General features: G+C 52.1%; 12 protein-coding genes and 2 tRNA genes. All 14 read right to left on the reverse strand.

Translation table 11 applies throughout. From position 1 onward, the window contains the following. Positions 1-5: 5 nt before the first annotated feature. The 14 genes from ACKC9G_RS05560 to infC all read right to left on the reverse strand — a co-directional run bounded on the left by ACKC9G_RS05560 (position 6) and on the right by infC (position 13,344). On the reverse strand, positions 6-701 hold the full coding sequence (locus ACKC9G_RS05560; protein ID WP_411403945.1) for a hypothetical protein: 696 nt from the start codon (positions 699-701) through the stop codon (positions 6-8). Further along, positions 691-1,032 (reverse strand): hypothetical protein, encoded by a 342-nt coding sequence (locus ACKC9G_RS05565; protein ID WP_411403946.1) that lies wholly within the window; start codon positions 1,030-1,032, stop codon positions 691-693. Before ACKC9G_RS05565 ends, ACKC9G_RS05560 begins: the two co-directional genes overlap by 11 nt. Continuing rightward, positions 1,029-1,613 (reverse strand): hypothetical protein, encoded by a 585-nt coding sequence (locus tag ACKC9G_RS05570; RefSeq protein WP_411403947.1) that lies wholly within the window; start codon positions 1,611-1,613, stop codon positions 1,029-1,031. Before ACKC9G_RS05570 ends, ACKC9G_RS05565 begins: the two co-directional genes overlap by 4 nt. 210 nt (positions 1,614-1,823) lie before the next feature. Then, positions 1,824-3,545, reverse strand: a complete 1,722-nt coding sequence (locus tag ACKC9G_RS05575; protein WP_411403948.1) for a restriction endonuclease subunit S — start codon at positions 3,543-3,545, stop codon at positions 1,824-1,826. Continuing rightward, positions 3,542-5,026, reverse strand: coding sequence for an N-6 DNA methylase (locus tag ACKC9G_RS05580; RefSeq protein WP_411403949.1), 1,485 nt, complete (start codon positions 5,024-5,026; stop codon positions 3,542-3,544). The genes ACKC9G_RS05575 and ACKC9G_RS05580 overlap by 4 nt, the downstream gene beginning before the upstream one ends. A 121-nt stretch (positions 5,027-5,147) precedes the next feature. Further along, a complete protein-coding gene (gene hsdR / locus ACKC9G_RS05585; protein ID WP_411403950.1) occupies positions 5,148-7,523 on the reverse strand; it encodes an EcoAI/FtnUII family type I restriction enzme subunit R in 2,376 nt (791 codons plus the stop codon). 308 nt (positions 7,524-7,831) lie between these two features. Then, positions 7,832-7,908: transfer RNA gene (locus tag ACKC9G_RS05590), tRNA-Pro, on the reverse strand. Between the two features lie 78 nt (positions 7,909-7,986). Then, positions 7,987-8,063 (reverse strand) — tRNA-Pro (locus ACKC9G_RS05595). A 174-nt stretch (positions 8,064-8,237) separates the two neighbouring features. Then, the gene (gene ihfA, locus ACKC9G_RS05600; RefSeq protein WP_411403951.1) at positions 8,238-8,540 is read right to left on the reverse strand and encodes an integration host factor subunit alpha; all 303 of its coding nucleotides are present in this window, start codon (positions 8,538-8,540) and stop codon (positions 8,238-8,240) included. Positions 8,541-8,571: 31 nt separating this feature from the next. Next, complete coding sequence (gene pheT, locus ACKC9G_RS05605) at positions 8,572-10,947, reverse strand: phenylalanine--tRNA ligase subunit beta (RefSeq protein WP_411403952.1); 2,376 nt, start codon at positions 10,945-10,947, stop codon at positions 8,572-8,574. Between the two features lie 59 nt (positions 10,948-11,006). Next, positions 11,007-12,002, reverse strand: coding sequence for a phenylalanine--tRNA ligase subunit alpha (gene pheS, locus ACKC9G_RS05610; RefSeq protein ID WP_411403953.1), 996 nt, complete (start codon positions 12,000-12,002; stop codon positions 11,007-11,009). A gap of 121 nt (positions 12,003-12,123) precedes the next feature. After that, complete coding sequence (rplT, locus tag ACKC9G_RS05615) at positions 12,124-12,477, reverse strand: 50S ribosomal protein L20 (RefSeq protein WP_411403954.1); 354 nt, start codon at positions 12,475-12,477, stop codon at positions 12,124-12,126. Positions 12,478-12,517: 40 nt separating this feature from the next. After that, positions 12,518-12,712: a 50S ribosomal protein L35 gene (rpmI, locus tag ACKC9G_RS05620; protein WP_411403955.1), complete on the reverse strand. Its 195-nt coding sequence runs from the start codon at positions 12,710-12,712 to the stop codon at positions 12,518-12,520. An 89-nt stretch (positions 12,713-12,801) separates the two neighbouring features. After that, complete coding sequence (gene infC / locus ACKC9G_RS05625) at positions 12,802-13,344, reverse strand: translation initiation factor IF-3 (protein ID WP_411404111.1); 543 nt, start codon at positions 13,342-13,344, stop codon at positions 12,802-12,804. Between the last annotated feature and the right edge of the window lie 2 nt (positions 13,345-13,346).

Below are 13,346 nucleotides of genomic sequence, written 5' to 3' on the forward strand. Positions count from 1 at the left end.
GGGGTTTATCGCAAATCATCCAATAAATTATCAAAGTCTTGAGCCTCGTGATAATCACGCACAATCAGCCGCTGATACTTCTGCAAAATAGTATTCTGAGTGTGCAGTTTGCTGGCCAGCTTATGCGCCTGTTCCAGTTCACCATTTAGGTAGTGCGCCATCATGCTGTCGCCTTGAGATAAGGCCGCCGTCTGGCAGGCGAGCGCGCGAAGCAGGTTACCGCCGTAATCACTCAGCCCCATTTGCGGGAACACGTTGTTATCGAAAGGATTCGGCAAACGTTCTTGCGTGAGATCCACCGATGAGCCAAGCAAATCAAGAACCTGCAACAGCTCGTGGCGAATTAACCCAACGTTCGCAACGGACTGCCTCTCCAGCAACAAACTTCGGGCACGATCAGCGTGGCCTGCGCGTGCCGCAGAGTCTTTAAATAGGCTCACTACGGTTTTGGGTTCGCCGAAGAGCCCCTGCAGAATAATGGCATTACTCAGTACTGTCAGGGCTTTACCAGGTAGCGTTATGCGCTGACGACTACCGGCAGCATAATTGTTACCCTCTTTCTGCAGAGGCAGCACACCCTGCTTGTTAAGCGCAGTCGCCAACGTACTGACCGCATTCTTAAACACAGTATGTTTAGCTAAAACGATGCCAAACAACCGCTCTACCGCCTCGGCCTGTGTAAAGTACCCTTCAGTAACCACACGACATCTCCAGCAACTCAGAAACGCGGATCCGTGAAGTTAATGGCAATGGCTGCTCACTAATTCGGGTAGCCTGAGTGAACCAGTCTCTGGTATAGCAGCTTTTATGACGTCGATATTCCTCAACCACTCCCATGCAGTAACCAGCACGCAAAGCTTCTGAGACCGAAGTTGTCAGACCTGCTGCTAGCCGCTTTTGATCGCGCTGAGCATAAATGCCGACCACTTCTTTACAACTTTGGATCAGATACTCAGGGCTTTCAGCCGCCTTAGCTGACGTTAATAAAAAACAACTCACGACACAGGCAAGCACGACATTAAGACGTTTCATAGGCTGGCCTCCTTGACCACAACAGAGACCTCAGGTGCATACGGTTCCTTCTTTTCTTCAGAGGGAGGTGCTGTAGGAGCTTTAACTGGTTTATTTGAGGCGCGTCTAACATATTGGGAGGTAGGTATTGCCAGAAAGATAGCCAGAAGACTCAACCCGTACTCTACCAGCTTGTCGGCAGGCTCAATGACTTCGAGCTGTAATAGAAATTCATTTATCTCCCCAATGGAGTATAGATAAATGAACAACATACCGAGCACAGCATAAATAACGCCGTAAAAGATGCCTTGAAAAGCGAACAAACGCGAAAGTCCAGCCCAGAACCCCCATCCGAAGTGTCGGCAGTAATGTATATGTCGTCGCAATAATAGAAGTGAGAAAAGCAGAAAACCCCATTCTGCCCATGAGAGATCTGCCAGTCCTTCATGGTATTCGAAAAAAGACCAAATAATCTGGATCAACGACACCAGACCTAGTAGCCAAATAGCAAGGGTAATGATTCCCTTGAATAGCACGCTAAAATAATAGGCGACCCCTACATCGACTCGAGCCAGTAGTGATAAAGGTTGAGCTTTTTCCATGGTGCGTCCCTGTTCTTTATGATCTGTTGTTTTTGTTATTTCTCGCTCGAAATCTGAAAAGTCCAGAGCGGAGTCCTTACTTTTTTGCTAATGCCTAAGACACCTTTGCTGGATGATAGAAAAGCTCATTTAACGTAGCTCCGGAGCACGGCGCGGGCTGTGTGCCGACGGTCCAAATCTGGGTGCGAATGGGCATCCGTGCTCTCCTGCTTAAGCCACGGCCTGCTCAACCAGCGCACTGGCCAGATGCTCGTGCACCTGCCGGGCCTGGTTAAGGCGGGCTTTGAGTTGGTCACAGAGCGCCATCAGTTGGTCGACTTTGGCGACGATGCGGTGTTGTTCGGCGAGAGGGGGTAAAGCGAACCACGTTGATTTAATGATGTCAGTGTTCAGGTTTGGTTGACCTTGACCGCGTGATGCAATCGTCAAAAACCATTTGGTTAGTGTCTTGAGGTATAGGTAGAGATACTCATCAAAAACCAGATCACTTTTCTCTATAAACGCGGCAACTCCATCATTGAAGCTCGCTGGAAAATTGCAAATTCCGGGAACCCCTAAAGTTGCACCGCTATTTGTTAGAAGAACCGTTTGAGCGTCGATGTATCGTGTCTTTTTAAGGCCTGCTTCCTTTATTGTTGAGCTGTAGCCTTCCAAATATTTTCCTTTAATAGCCGTGATGTCGGCCACCTTAAGAAATGGAATGTCTCCGCCGTAGAACTGAGGGTCTCCCGCTGGACGTGGTGATCCCCCTCTGACCACTTCAGCGATTTCGGACATTCTCACCCAGTTCCAGTTAGTAGGGATGCAGACCTTCATTTCATCAAGACCTGAAAAATCGATTGCCTCCTTAGACTCACGAATTCTGCCACTTCTTCTTAACTCATTACGCTGGTGAGCAAGCTCTTTGACTAGATCCTCGCCAGCCGGCTCATCACTAGGATCTTGCGGCACCAGCTTGCCCATCACCGCCAAGTGCAGCAGGGTTTGCTTGAGGGCGTCGATGCTGGATTCGGTGGTGAACAGGGTGTGGAAGTGCTCGGCCAAGCGCTGCCAGCTTTGCGCAAAGTCTGCAGCATCGCTGGCCTGCGTCAGACTGCCCAGCAGCGCTTGCACCAGTTGGGTATGGGCGCTGTCGGCATCGGCCTGACGGGCTTCCAGCCGGTCGCACAGGGCCATCAGCTCATCGACTTTGGCGACGATGCGGTGTTGCTCGGCGAGTGGCGGGATTGCAAATGGCAAAGGTCTTAACTTGGCCAGTGAGACATTTGCAATGTTCGTGGTCTGACTCGCACTATCAATCAGGATGCTTCTTGCATGTGGGGTCCGCAGCAAAGCCATAACAAATCGAGGTTCGATTAGCACCGGCCGCAAAACCCCGAGGAATCCACCAAACGTTGTTTTTTGCTTCAGCTCAGAGCCAATCAGTGCAACTTTCCCAACAAGCTCTCGGCTGTTCGCCATCGACATAACTATGTCATGAGGTTCTACGTACTGGTCATTTCGAGAGACGAAGCTTTCTCGAATGTAGAGAAGGTCATCCCATTCAATCTCGTCTTGCACATTTGCGGTGCGCAGACACGCAACACGGTCGGATTCAGGCTCTTTTGATTTCTCGCTCGCGGGAAAAGTGATACCGCGCACAATCTCTACAACCTGCCCTAACGCAGCTACTGCCCAGCTGGAGGGTATTTCGTAAGAAGCCTCAGCTAACTCTTCTTGTGTAGCCCTCGCTTTCTTGATCTTCCCCTCAGCCACCAATCGCGCCTTTTCTTCAGCAATCCGCTTGAGCAACTCGCTGGCCGGCTCATCACTCGCATCTTGCGGCACCAGCTTGCCGCGCACCGCCAGCTCCAGAATCAGCTCACGCAGCTTCTTGATGCCATTGGGTGCGCCGGCCAGTAGCGGCAGGTTGTCGGTCAGCACTGCGCTCATGCGTCACGCTCCGCCGCCTGTGCGGCAAATGCCTCGGCCAGCATGGCCTTGAGCTGGTCGCGCAGTTCGCCGATCTCGCCTTGCAGCGCGGCGTAGTCACGCAGCAGTTCGTCCGGGTCGTGGCTGATCTGCTCGCCGACATGCGGGTTCTTGCAGTCGAGGTTCCAGTTGCGGTTTTGCAGCTCGTCGAAGCTGACCTTCCAGGCAAATTCGTTCTCCTGCCGCGCGGCAAAGCCATCGGCCTCGCTGCCCCACCAGGCTTCTTCGACGGCGAACTCTTCGACGCGCATGGGCCTGGTCTTGGAGTAGCTTTTGTAACCGGCCGGGTACTGGTGCTCGTAGAACCACACGTGCTTGGTCGGCGTGCCCTTGGTGAAGAACAGCAGGTTAGTCTTGATGCCGGTGTAAGGGTTGAACACGCCGTTGGGCAGGCGAACGATGGTGTGCAGGTTGCATTCGGTCAGCAGTTTTTCCTTGATGCGGCTTTTTATGCCTTCACCAAAGAGGAAGCCGTCCGGCAGCACCACGGCGGCACGGCCTCCGTCTTTCAGCAGGTGCATGATCAGCACCAGGAACAGGTCGGCGGTTTCGCGGGTACGAAAGGCGGTGGGGAAGTTGGTTTCGATGCCGTCTTCTTCCATACCGCCGAACGGCGGGTTAGCGACGATGCACTCGACCCGCTCGCTACGCTCCCAGCTGATCAACGGGCGGCCCAGGGTATTATCGTGACGAATCTGGTTCGGCACCTCGATGCCGTGCAGGATCATATTGGTGGTGGCCAGCAGGTGCGGCAGCGGCTTTTTCTCCACACCGAAAATACTCGCCTGCAGAGCGCGTTCATCCTCAGCCGTTTTCACATAACGGCTGCGTTTGTGCTCAATGGTACAGGTGAGGAATCCGCCGGTGCCACAGGCCGGGTCCATCACTTTTTCGTCCAGTTTCGGGTCAACCATGCGCACCATAAATTCGGTGACCGGGCGCGGGGTGTAGAACTCACCGGCGTTACCGGCGTTCTGCAAGTCGCGCAGCAGTTGCTCGTACATATCGCCAAAGGCGTGACGTTCCTGCGCCCTGTTAAAGTCCACCCCTTCCTGAATCTTGTTGATCACCTGACGGATCAACTGGCCGGACTTCATGTAGTTGTAAGCATCCTCAAATACGCCACGCACCACATAGGCCGAAGGTGTCTGGCTGTATTCCTGCAGGTTCTGCAAGCGAGGGAAGAGATCATTATCAATAAAGCTTTTCAGATCATCGCCGGTAATCCCTTCAGGATTTGCCGCCCAGGTACGCCAGCGGCAACTTTGTGGCAGCGGCGAGCGGTAATCGTCATCCAGCAGCTCCCATTCCTGCTCGCGGTCGTCGAAGATTTTCAGGAAGAGCATCCACACCAGCTGGCCGATACGCTGGGCATCGCCGTCGACGCCGACGTCTTTACGCATAATGTCCTGAATGGATTTGATGGTGCTGCTAATGGACATGGAAAACCTTATGTGTTCAGGGCTCATTCACTGAGCATCGGTGCCGCTGCTGGTATATGCGGCGGCGACTTATCGATGTATTGGTTGCGGGGCTGGCGGCATCGGCTTCGGGCCTTGGGCGTTAGCCTGCCTTTTCCGGCATCTGGTAAAGCGCATGTTCGAGCTCGGCAATGGCGTGCAGGTATCCGGGCTTGCCGCCAAAGGCACTGACCAGCTCCATCGGTGCGCCAATGGTCGTAAAAGGGGCCAATTTTAGCACTCTAATATCTTCAATATGTTCAATGCCGGTATCGGCGTATTTATCGAGCAAGGCTTCCAGCACTTGCCGTGCGGCACCAGAGTATCGGGTGAAGTAGTTACGCTTTTTCACCTGTTCGGCACGCTCTTGACGGCTCAGTGGCGGCTGGTCGAAGGCGATGTGGCAAATCAGGTCAAACGGGTCGAGGGGTTGTCCACGTTTAGCTTCAACCTCCTCTGCCAGTGCTTCCCACATCACGCCCTGGGCAGCCAATTCGTCGATGATGGCTTTCTTTTGTTCGGTATCATTCCAGCGACGCAGAAAATCATCCAGCGAAGCAAACTGCTTTTGCACCGCCGTGCGGGTGAAATCGCGCAGGGATTCGGTAATCAGTTTGCCGTCCGGCCCGTAATACTGAACGCGCTCGGCCACAACATGCACAGCCACATTGTTGATCACGTAGCGGACGCGCTTTTGGCCTGCGTCATCGCCAGTCAGATCGGTGTTATCAGTGCCAGTTACCCCTTCGCCACCGTCGATAACATCATCCTGTTCTTCCGGCGGTACGGGGGGCTCATCCGCCGATGGGCTGTAGATGACGACGGGCTCACCATCGAAGGCGGGGTCCGCAAATAGCTCGGTGGCCTTTTTAAAGTCCATGATGGTAAACCAGTATTTACCGTACTCTTCGTTAATCCGTGTGCCACGGCCGATAATCTGCTTGAACTCCGTCATGGAACGGATGTGCTGATCCAGCACCACCAGCTTGCAGGTTTGCGCATCCACACCGGTCGTCATCAGTTTGCTGGTGGTAGTAATGACCGGATAACGCACTTCAGGGTTAATAAAGTTATCCAGCTCGGCTTTGCCTTCTTTTTCATCGCCGGTAATGCGCATGACGTATTTACGGTTTTCCGCCATACGTTGGGGGTTAAGGTTCACCAGCGCCTGACGCATGCGCTCGGCGTGGTTGATATCGTCACAAAAGACGATGGTTTTCTGGTAAGGGCCTGTCGCCTGCAGAAATTGGGTGACTTTACGGGCAACCTCATAAGTCCGTGCCTCAATCACCAGCTGGCGGTCCATATCGTTGAGGTTGTAGATACGGTCTTCGATCAGCTCGCCGTTTTTATCGCGCATACCTTTGGGCGGACGCCAGCCTTGCAGGTCTTTATCAAAATCAATGCGCACAACTTTGTATGGCGCCAGAAAGCCATCTTCAATGCCTTGCTTCAGGGTGTAGCTGTACACCGGCTCACCAAAATAGGTGATGCTGGAAACTTCGCGAGTTTCTTTCGGCGTGGCAGTCAGGCCGATGTGTGTCGCGCTGGTGAAGTAATCAAGAATTTCACGCCATGCTGACTCTTCAGAGGCGCTGCCACGGTGGCACTCGTCGATGACGATCAGATCGAAAAAGTCCGGGGAAAACTGCTTGTAGACGTTGCGCTCTTCTTCACTGCCCGTGACGGCCTGATAGAGCGACAGATAAACCTCGTAGGATTTATCAATCTGGCGTTTGGCAATTTTGGTCATCGCCTGACCAAAGGGCTTGAAGTCGTTGTTTTTGGTCTGATCGACCAGAATATTGCGGTCAGCGAGGAATAAAATGCGTTTCTTCTGACCGGACTTCCATAACCGCCAGATAATCTGAAAGGCGGTGTAGGTTTTGCCTGTGCCGGTCGCCATCACCAGCAGTAGGCGATCTTGCCCGCGGGCGACGGCTTCTACAGTGCGATTGATCGCATTGGCTTGATAGTAGCGGGGTGAGCGTCCTGAACCGTCATCGTAATAAGGCGCTTCAATTTTCTCTCGGGCATCACCTTCCAGCCCTTTCCACTGGCAGTAGCGTTGCCACAGTTCGCTGGGCGAGGGAAATTCCTGAAGCGTCAGTTCGGTTTCGACCTTGTCACCTGTGCCGGTGCGATCATGAAAGAGGAAACCATCACCATTGCTGGAAAACACGAAAGGCACGTCCAGCGCATCGGCATAGCCAAGGGCTTGCTGCATGCCTGCTCCGATGGAGTGTTTATTGTCTTTAGCTTCGATAACCGCAATAGGCAGGTTGGGCTGATGGTAGAGAATGTAGTCAGCGCGACGTGATTCGCCGCGGCTATGAAGTTTACCCCGGACAATAATTCGCCCTTTGGTAAAGCTGACTTCTTCCCGAATTTGTCGCTGCAAATCCCATCCCGCGGACGTAATAGCAGGGGTAATAAACTTGCTGCAGATATCACGTTCGCTCAGCGACTTTTTGTTCATTCCCCTGTCCCGCTTTATCACTTGTTATGAGTTAGAACTTTTTCATTACTTCTAAAAGATCCGGAATACATCAAGCCCGAGTGTCCTTCACGTCAAATTGAGAGGCATTAACTTGGAACCCAATAATAGCCAAATCATTGTTTCAGCGTCTGAAACAATATCCAACCACTAAACAGAGGTAAAGAACTCAGAGAGGTAGATTAGCTTTTGTAACTGCGGAAATAACTGTTGTGTTAAACAAAAGCCTGTTTGTTGATGCAATAAAAAAGCCGATCCTGTACGTGACAGAATCGGCTTTTTTAAAGAATTGGTCGGGACGGCAGGATTTGAACCTGCGACCCCTTGCACCCCATGCAAGTGCGCTACCAGACTGCGCTACGCCCCGAATTCTTTGTTGAGATACCAGCTCGCACACCAGTAAGCTCACTGTTTACAAAGCAAGAGTAACCAACTGTGCTTTCGTTGGTCGGGACGGCAGGATTTGAACCTGCGACCCCTTGCACCCCATGCAAGTGCGCTACCAGACTGCGCTACGCCCCGCTCTAAGCTAAGCCTGATTACGCAAATCAGATACTTAGGCGTCACGTCTTGCTTTGTGCGGCGTATAATATCCTAAGCGTTTGAAATTGCAACCGCTTTTTCCCCTGGAGCCTTTCCCTCCAGACAGCAAAAAGCCCGCATAGCGCGGGCTTTTAAGGGCAATCTGTGAGAGACCTAGTGCGTCGTCAACGTGAAGGTTTCGACCTTCTCTTTGAGCTTTTGACCTGGCTTAAATGTCACCACACGCCGTGCAGAAATGGGAACTTCTTCACCGGTTTTAGGGTTGCGTCCTGGCCGTTCGCGTTTCTCCCGAAGATCAAAATTACCGAATCCAGACAATTTCACCTGTTCATTGGCACTCAAACTCTCCCGAATCTCTTCAAAGAAAGATTCAACGATGTCTTTGGCCTCGCGCTTGTTCAGCCCGAGTTCTTCAAATAATCGTTCGGAGATATCTGCTTTCGTTAATGAACCCATGCTTTTGTCCCTCCGGCAATCTCTTCAGCTATCAGCTACGAAGTACTGCGCTCAATTGCGTTTCCAACTGACTGACTACCTGAGCCATAGCGGCGCTGGTCTCTTCATCAGTTAGAGTGCGGGAAGGATGCTGCCAGGTCAACCCCAGGGCAATACTCTTCTTGCCCTCGGGCACGCCCTTGCCTCGGTAGACATCAAAGATCAGAGTATCTTTGTACCCTTCTCCTGCTGACTTCGCCGCGACATCACGCAACGCATCATAGGAGACAGACTCATCCACCAGCACAGCGATATCACGACGAACCTCAGGGTAACGCGAGATACCCGCGAAACTGGCTACACGTCCGGCCAGTACTTTATCAAGCACCAGCTCAAACAGATAAGCCTCAGAGGTCAGATCCAGCTCATCCTTCAAACGAGGATGCAGCCTGCCCATAAAGCCCACCAGCTCACCTTCAGCTGTTTCAATACGAGCACATTGGCCTGGATGAAGCGCAGGATGAGTGGCAGCAACAAAGTTAAAGCGTTTGCCAGACAGGCTTAACAGCGCCTCGATATCTCCCTTGAGATCAAAGAAATCGACGCTTTCTGCTTTACCGTGCCAGTTCTCCGGATGACGAGAACCGGAAATCACACCGGAAATCATCTTATCCTGAACCAGCCCTACATCCGTTGGGACAAAACGTAAGCCTGTTTCAAATAAGCGAACACGTGGCTGCTGACGATGCTGGTTATACTGCACCGTTTTCAGAAGCCCTGCCCATAAAGTGGTTCGCATCACGGAAAGGTCCGCAGACAAAGCATTTGCCAGTGGTAGTGGCTTGTTGTCCGGATCAATCGAGGCAAGAAGTTTAGGCTCAGTGAAACTAAAGGTGATCGCTTCCTGATAACCGCGACTGATCAATGACTGACGTACGCGTGACAAATGCACACGCTCTTCAGGCATTGCTGGCATTTCCATTGCGGCCGAAGGCTGTCGTGATGGAATACGGTTATAACCGTAAATACGCGCCACTTCTTCGATGAGATCTTCTTCGATACTCATGTCGAAGCGCCATGAAGGTGCCTGCACTTCCCAAACGCCGGGTTCAACGATATTCGGGTGAGTTCCCAAACGTTCAAGAATAGCGGTCACTTCTGCTTCTGGAAGATTCAACGCCAGCAGCATAGCCAAACGATCTGCACGCAGACGCACTTTCTCACGCGCAGGTAACTGTGCAGGGAACTCAGCAACAATCACTTCACCGGCAGTACCGCCCACGATATCCAGCAGTAGTTGAGTAGCACGCTCAATGGCAAGGTACTGAAGCTCAGGATCAACGCCACGTTCATAGCGATGGGACGCATCAGTATGCAGTCCATGACGACGCGCACGACCGGCAATTGCCAGAGGTGCAAAGAACGCACACTCAAGGAAGATATCGGATGCATCCGCATTAACGCCGCTGTGCTCACCACCCATGATACCAGCCAGTGCAACTGGCTTGGTTTCGTCAGCAATGACCAGCTCGTCCTCTGCCAGTGTGATCTCGCTACCATCCAGTAAAACTAACTTCTCCTCGGGCTTAGCCATACGAACGACAACACCACCATTCAGCTGCGCCATATCAAAGGCGTGCATCGGCTGACCGAGCTCAAGCAATACGTAGTTAGTCACATCAACAACAGGATCGATGCTGCGAACTCCACTACGACGCAGTTTTTCCTGCATCCATTGTGGTGTGGCGACACCAAGGTTGATGCCTTTCATGACACGGCCCAGATAGCGAGGACAAGCTTGTGGCGCTTCAATACGGATGGGGAACGTCGCATCAGTCCCTGCGGCAACCGGTGTAATTGCCGGAGGCGTCAGGTCACATTGGTTTAAGACACCAACTTCACGCGCCAAGCCTCGAATACTCAGGCAGTCGCTGCGATTGGGTGTGAGATCAACATCAATAGTGACGTCATTCAGGTTGAGAAGCTCACGAACATCCTGACCTGGCTGCGCATTTTGCGACAGCTCCATAATGCCACTGTGATCTTCGCTCAAACCCAGCTCTTGTGCAGAGCAAAGCATGCCGAAAGACTCCACCTGGCGGAGCTTGGCTTTCTTGATCTTAAAATCGCCAGGTAAAACTGCGCCAATACGCGCAAAGGCAGTGACCAGACCTTCTCGGGCATTTGGTGCACCACAAACCACCTGATGCTCTTGCTCCCCATCGGTCACAGTACATACTTGCAGCTTATCGGCATTTGGATGCGGCTCCGCTTTCAGGATTTTGCCAACAACGACACCACTGAAAACACCCGCTACCGGAATAACCTCATCAACTTCAAGGCCAGCCAAGGTGACCTGAGCCACCAGTTCCTCACTGGAGATTGCGGGGTTAACCCATTCACGCAACCATTGTTCTGAAAATTTCATGCTGTTCTGTCTCTAAATACGTTGTGCGATAGACAATTGCGATCAGTTGGCTCGACGCCTTAACGGAACTGACGCAAAAAGCGCAGATCGTTCTCAAAGAACAGACGAAGATCACGAACGCCATAGCGCAGCATGGCGAGACGTTCAACGCCCATACCAAAGGCAAAACCGGTATAAACCTCGGGATCGATTCCAACGTACTCAAAAACCTTGGGATGCACCATGCCGCAGCCCATGACTTCCAGCCAACGCTGCTTGCCATCAACGGTATAGCCGATATCGACTTCCAGTGAAGGCTCAGTGAATGGGAAGTAAGAAGGACGGAAGCGTACTGCCAGATCATCTTTTTCAAAGAAGACTTTCAGGAAACGCTCAACCGTACCTTTCAGGTCCGCAAAACTCACACCCTTATCAACCAGGAGCCCCTCTACCTGGTGGAACATGGGGGAATGCGTCTGGTCAGAGTCATTTCGATAAACACGGCCAGGACAGATAATGCGAATAGGTGGCTGAGAGCTTTCCATGGTGCGAATCTGCACCGGAGAAGTATGCGTACGCAGCAATGTGCCTACGTCAAAATAGAAAGTGTCGTGCATCGCCCTCGCAGGATGATGCGACGGAATATTCAGCGCTTCAAAGTTGTGATAATCGTCTTCAACTTCTGGGCCCTCTGCGACAGAGTAACCTATGCTGCCGAAGAATTGCTCCATACGCTCGATGGTACGGGTAACAGGGTGCAAACCTCCAATGTGCTCACCGCGACCGGGCAAGGTGACATCGATACGTTCAGCAGCCAGCTTGGCTTCAAGCTCAGCAGATTGCAAAGACTGCTGACGATCATTCAGTGCTTCCTGCAGCGCCTGTTTGGCGACGTTAATCGCCGCACCGGCAGCCGGGCGCTCTTCTGCAGACAATTTACCCAAGCCTTTTAGCAACTGGGTTAGCTCACCGCTCTTGCCAAGGTATTGGACACGAACAGCATCCAGGGCCTGAAGATCTTGCGCAGCGGCAACAGCTTCACGTCCCTGGCTGAGCAGAGAATCAAGGTTTTCCATAGAATCAGGGGCTCCAGAAACGAAAATAGGGAAAGAGCAGACACCCTTCCCCTATTAAACAGTAGCTACGATGACAATCGTATGCAGCTCTTCATACCCCTAAGGGTATTAGCCGGGTGTCTTACAGAGCCGCTTTGGCTTTTTCGACAACCACTGCAAATACTGCCGCATCGTTCATGGCCAGATCAGCCAGAACCTTACGGTCGATTTCGATAGCAGCTTTTTTCAGGCCAGCGATCAGACGGCTGTAAGACAGACCGTTCAGACGTGCACCAGCGTTGATACGTGCAATCCACAGAGCGCGGAACTGACGCTTACGCTGACGACGGTCACGGTATGCATACTGACCGGCTTTGATAACAGCCTGTTTGGCTACACGGAATACACGGCTACGAGCACCGTAGTATCCTTTAGCTTGCTTCAAAATTTTCTTATGGCGACGACGAGCAACCACACCACGTTTTACGCGAGGCATATCTTAATCCTTCCGTTAAATCAGTTCTTACCAGGTGCCCTTAGGCGTAAGGCAGCATACGAGTTACGTTGCCCAGATCAGTTGCTTCTACATGGTGAGTAGAACGCAGCTGACGCTTACGCTTGGTAGACTTCTTGGTCAGAATGTGACGACGGAAAGACTGCTTGTGCTTGAAACCGCTACCAGTCTTTTTGAAGCGCTTGGCAGCGCCACTGCTTGATTTAATCTTAGGCATTGTCTTCTCCACGCATTCAGATAGTTATGCAACCCTGTACCCTGCCGCCCAAGAGCGGCGGGCCAGCTTTAACAATGTGTAAAGCGGGGTTACTTCTTCTTTTTCGGCGCCATTACCATGACCATCTGACGACCTTCCATCTTTGCACGCTGCTCAACTACCGCCAACTCGTCCAGATCCTTTTCGAGTCGATTCATAAGCTGCATGCCGATTTCCTGGTGCGCCATTTCCCGACCGCGGAAGCGGAGGGAGACCTTGGCTTTGTCACCTTCTTCAAGGAAACGTACCAGGTTGCGTAGTTTTACCTGGTAATCCCCTTCTTCAGTTCCTGGACGGAACTTCATTTCTTTAATCTGGGTTTGCTTTTGCTTCTTCTTAGCAACGGCTTGCTGCTTCTTCTTCTCGAAGAGGTGCTTGCCGTGGTCCATTATTTTACACACCGGCGGCTCGGCATCAGCTGCGATCAGCACCAGATCCTGGTCCGCTTCACCTGCTTTTGACAGCGCTTCATTAATGGAAACAATCCCGATCATTTCGCCGTCGGCTCCGACTAGACGAACTTCACGTGCACGAATTTCTTCATTAATCGGGGTTTTATCACCACCCCGCGATGTGTTGGCGTTACGCTTAATGG

This window comes from Pokkaliibacter sp. CJK22405 (assembly GCF_046614695.1).
Taxonomy (GTDB): domain Bacteria; phylum Pseudomonadota; class Gammaproteobacteria; order Pseudomonadales; family Balneatricaceae; genus Pokkaliibacter.

Coding starts and splice junctions, on each gene's coding strand:
- ACKC9G_RS05565 (WP_411403946.1), bottom strand. CDS start 1,032: ATGAAACGTCTTAATGTCGTGCTTGCCTGTGTCGTGAGTTGTTTTTTA.
- ACKC9G_RS05570 (WP_411403947.1), bottom strand. CDS start 1,613: ATGGAAAAAGCTCAACCTTTATCACTACTGGCTCGAGTCGATGTAGGG.
- ACKC9G_RS05575 (WP_411403948.1), bottom strand. CDS start 3,545: ATGAGCGCAGTGCTGACCGACAACCTGCCGCTACTGGCCGGCGCACCC.
- ACKC9G_RS05580 (WP_411403949.1), bottom strand. CDS start 5,026: ATGTCCATTAGCAGCACCATCAAATCCATTCAGGACATTATGCGTAAA.
- hsdR (WP_411403950.1), bottom strand. CDS start 7,523: ATGAACAAAAAGTCGCTGAGCGAACGTGATATCTGCAGCAAGTTTATT.
- ihfA (WP_411403951.1), bottom strand. CDS start 8,540: ATGGGTTCATTAACGAAAGCAGATATCTCCGAACGATTATTTGAAGAA.
- pheT (WP_411403952.1), bottom strand. CDS start 10,947: ATGAAATTTTCAGAACAATGGTTGCGTGAATGGGTTAACCCCGCAATC.
- pheS (WP_411403953.1), bottom strand. CDS start 12,002: ATGGAAAACCTTGATTCTCTGCTCAGCCAGGGACGTGAAGCTGTTGCC.
- rplT (WP_411403954.1), bottom strand. CDS start 12,477: ATGCCTCGCGTAAAACGTGGTGTGGTTGCTCGTCGTCGCCATAAGAAA.
- rpmI (WP_411403955.1), bottom strand. CDS start 12,712: ATGCCTAAGATTAAATCAAGCAGTGGCGCTGCCAAGCGCTTCAAAAAG.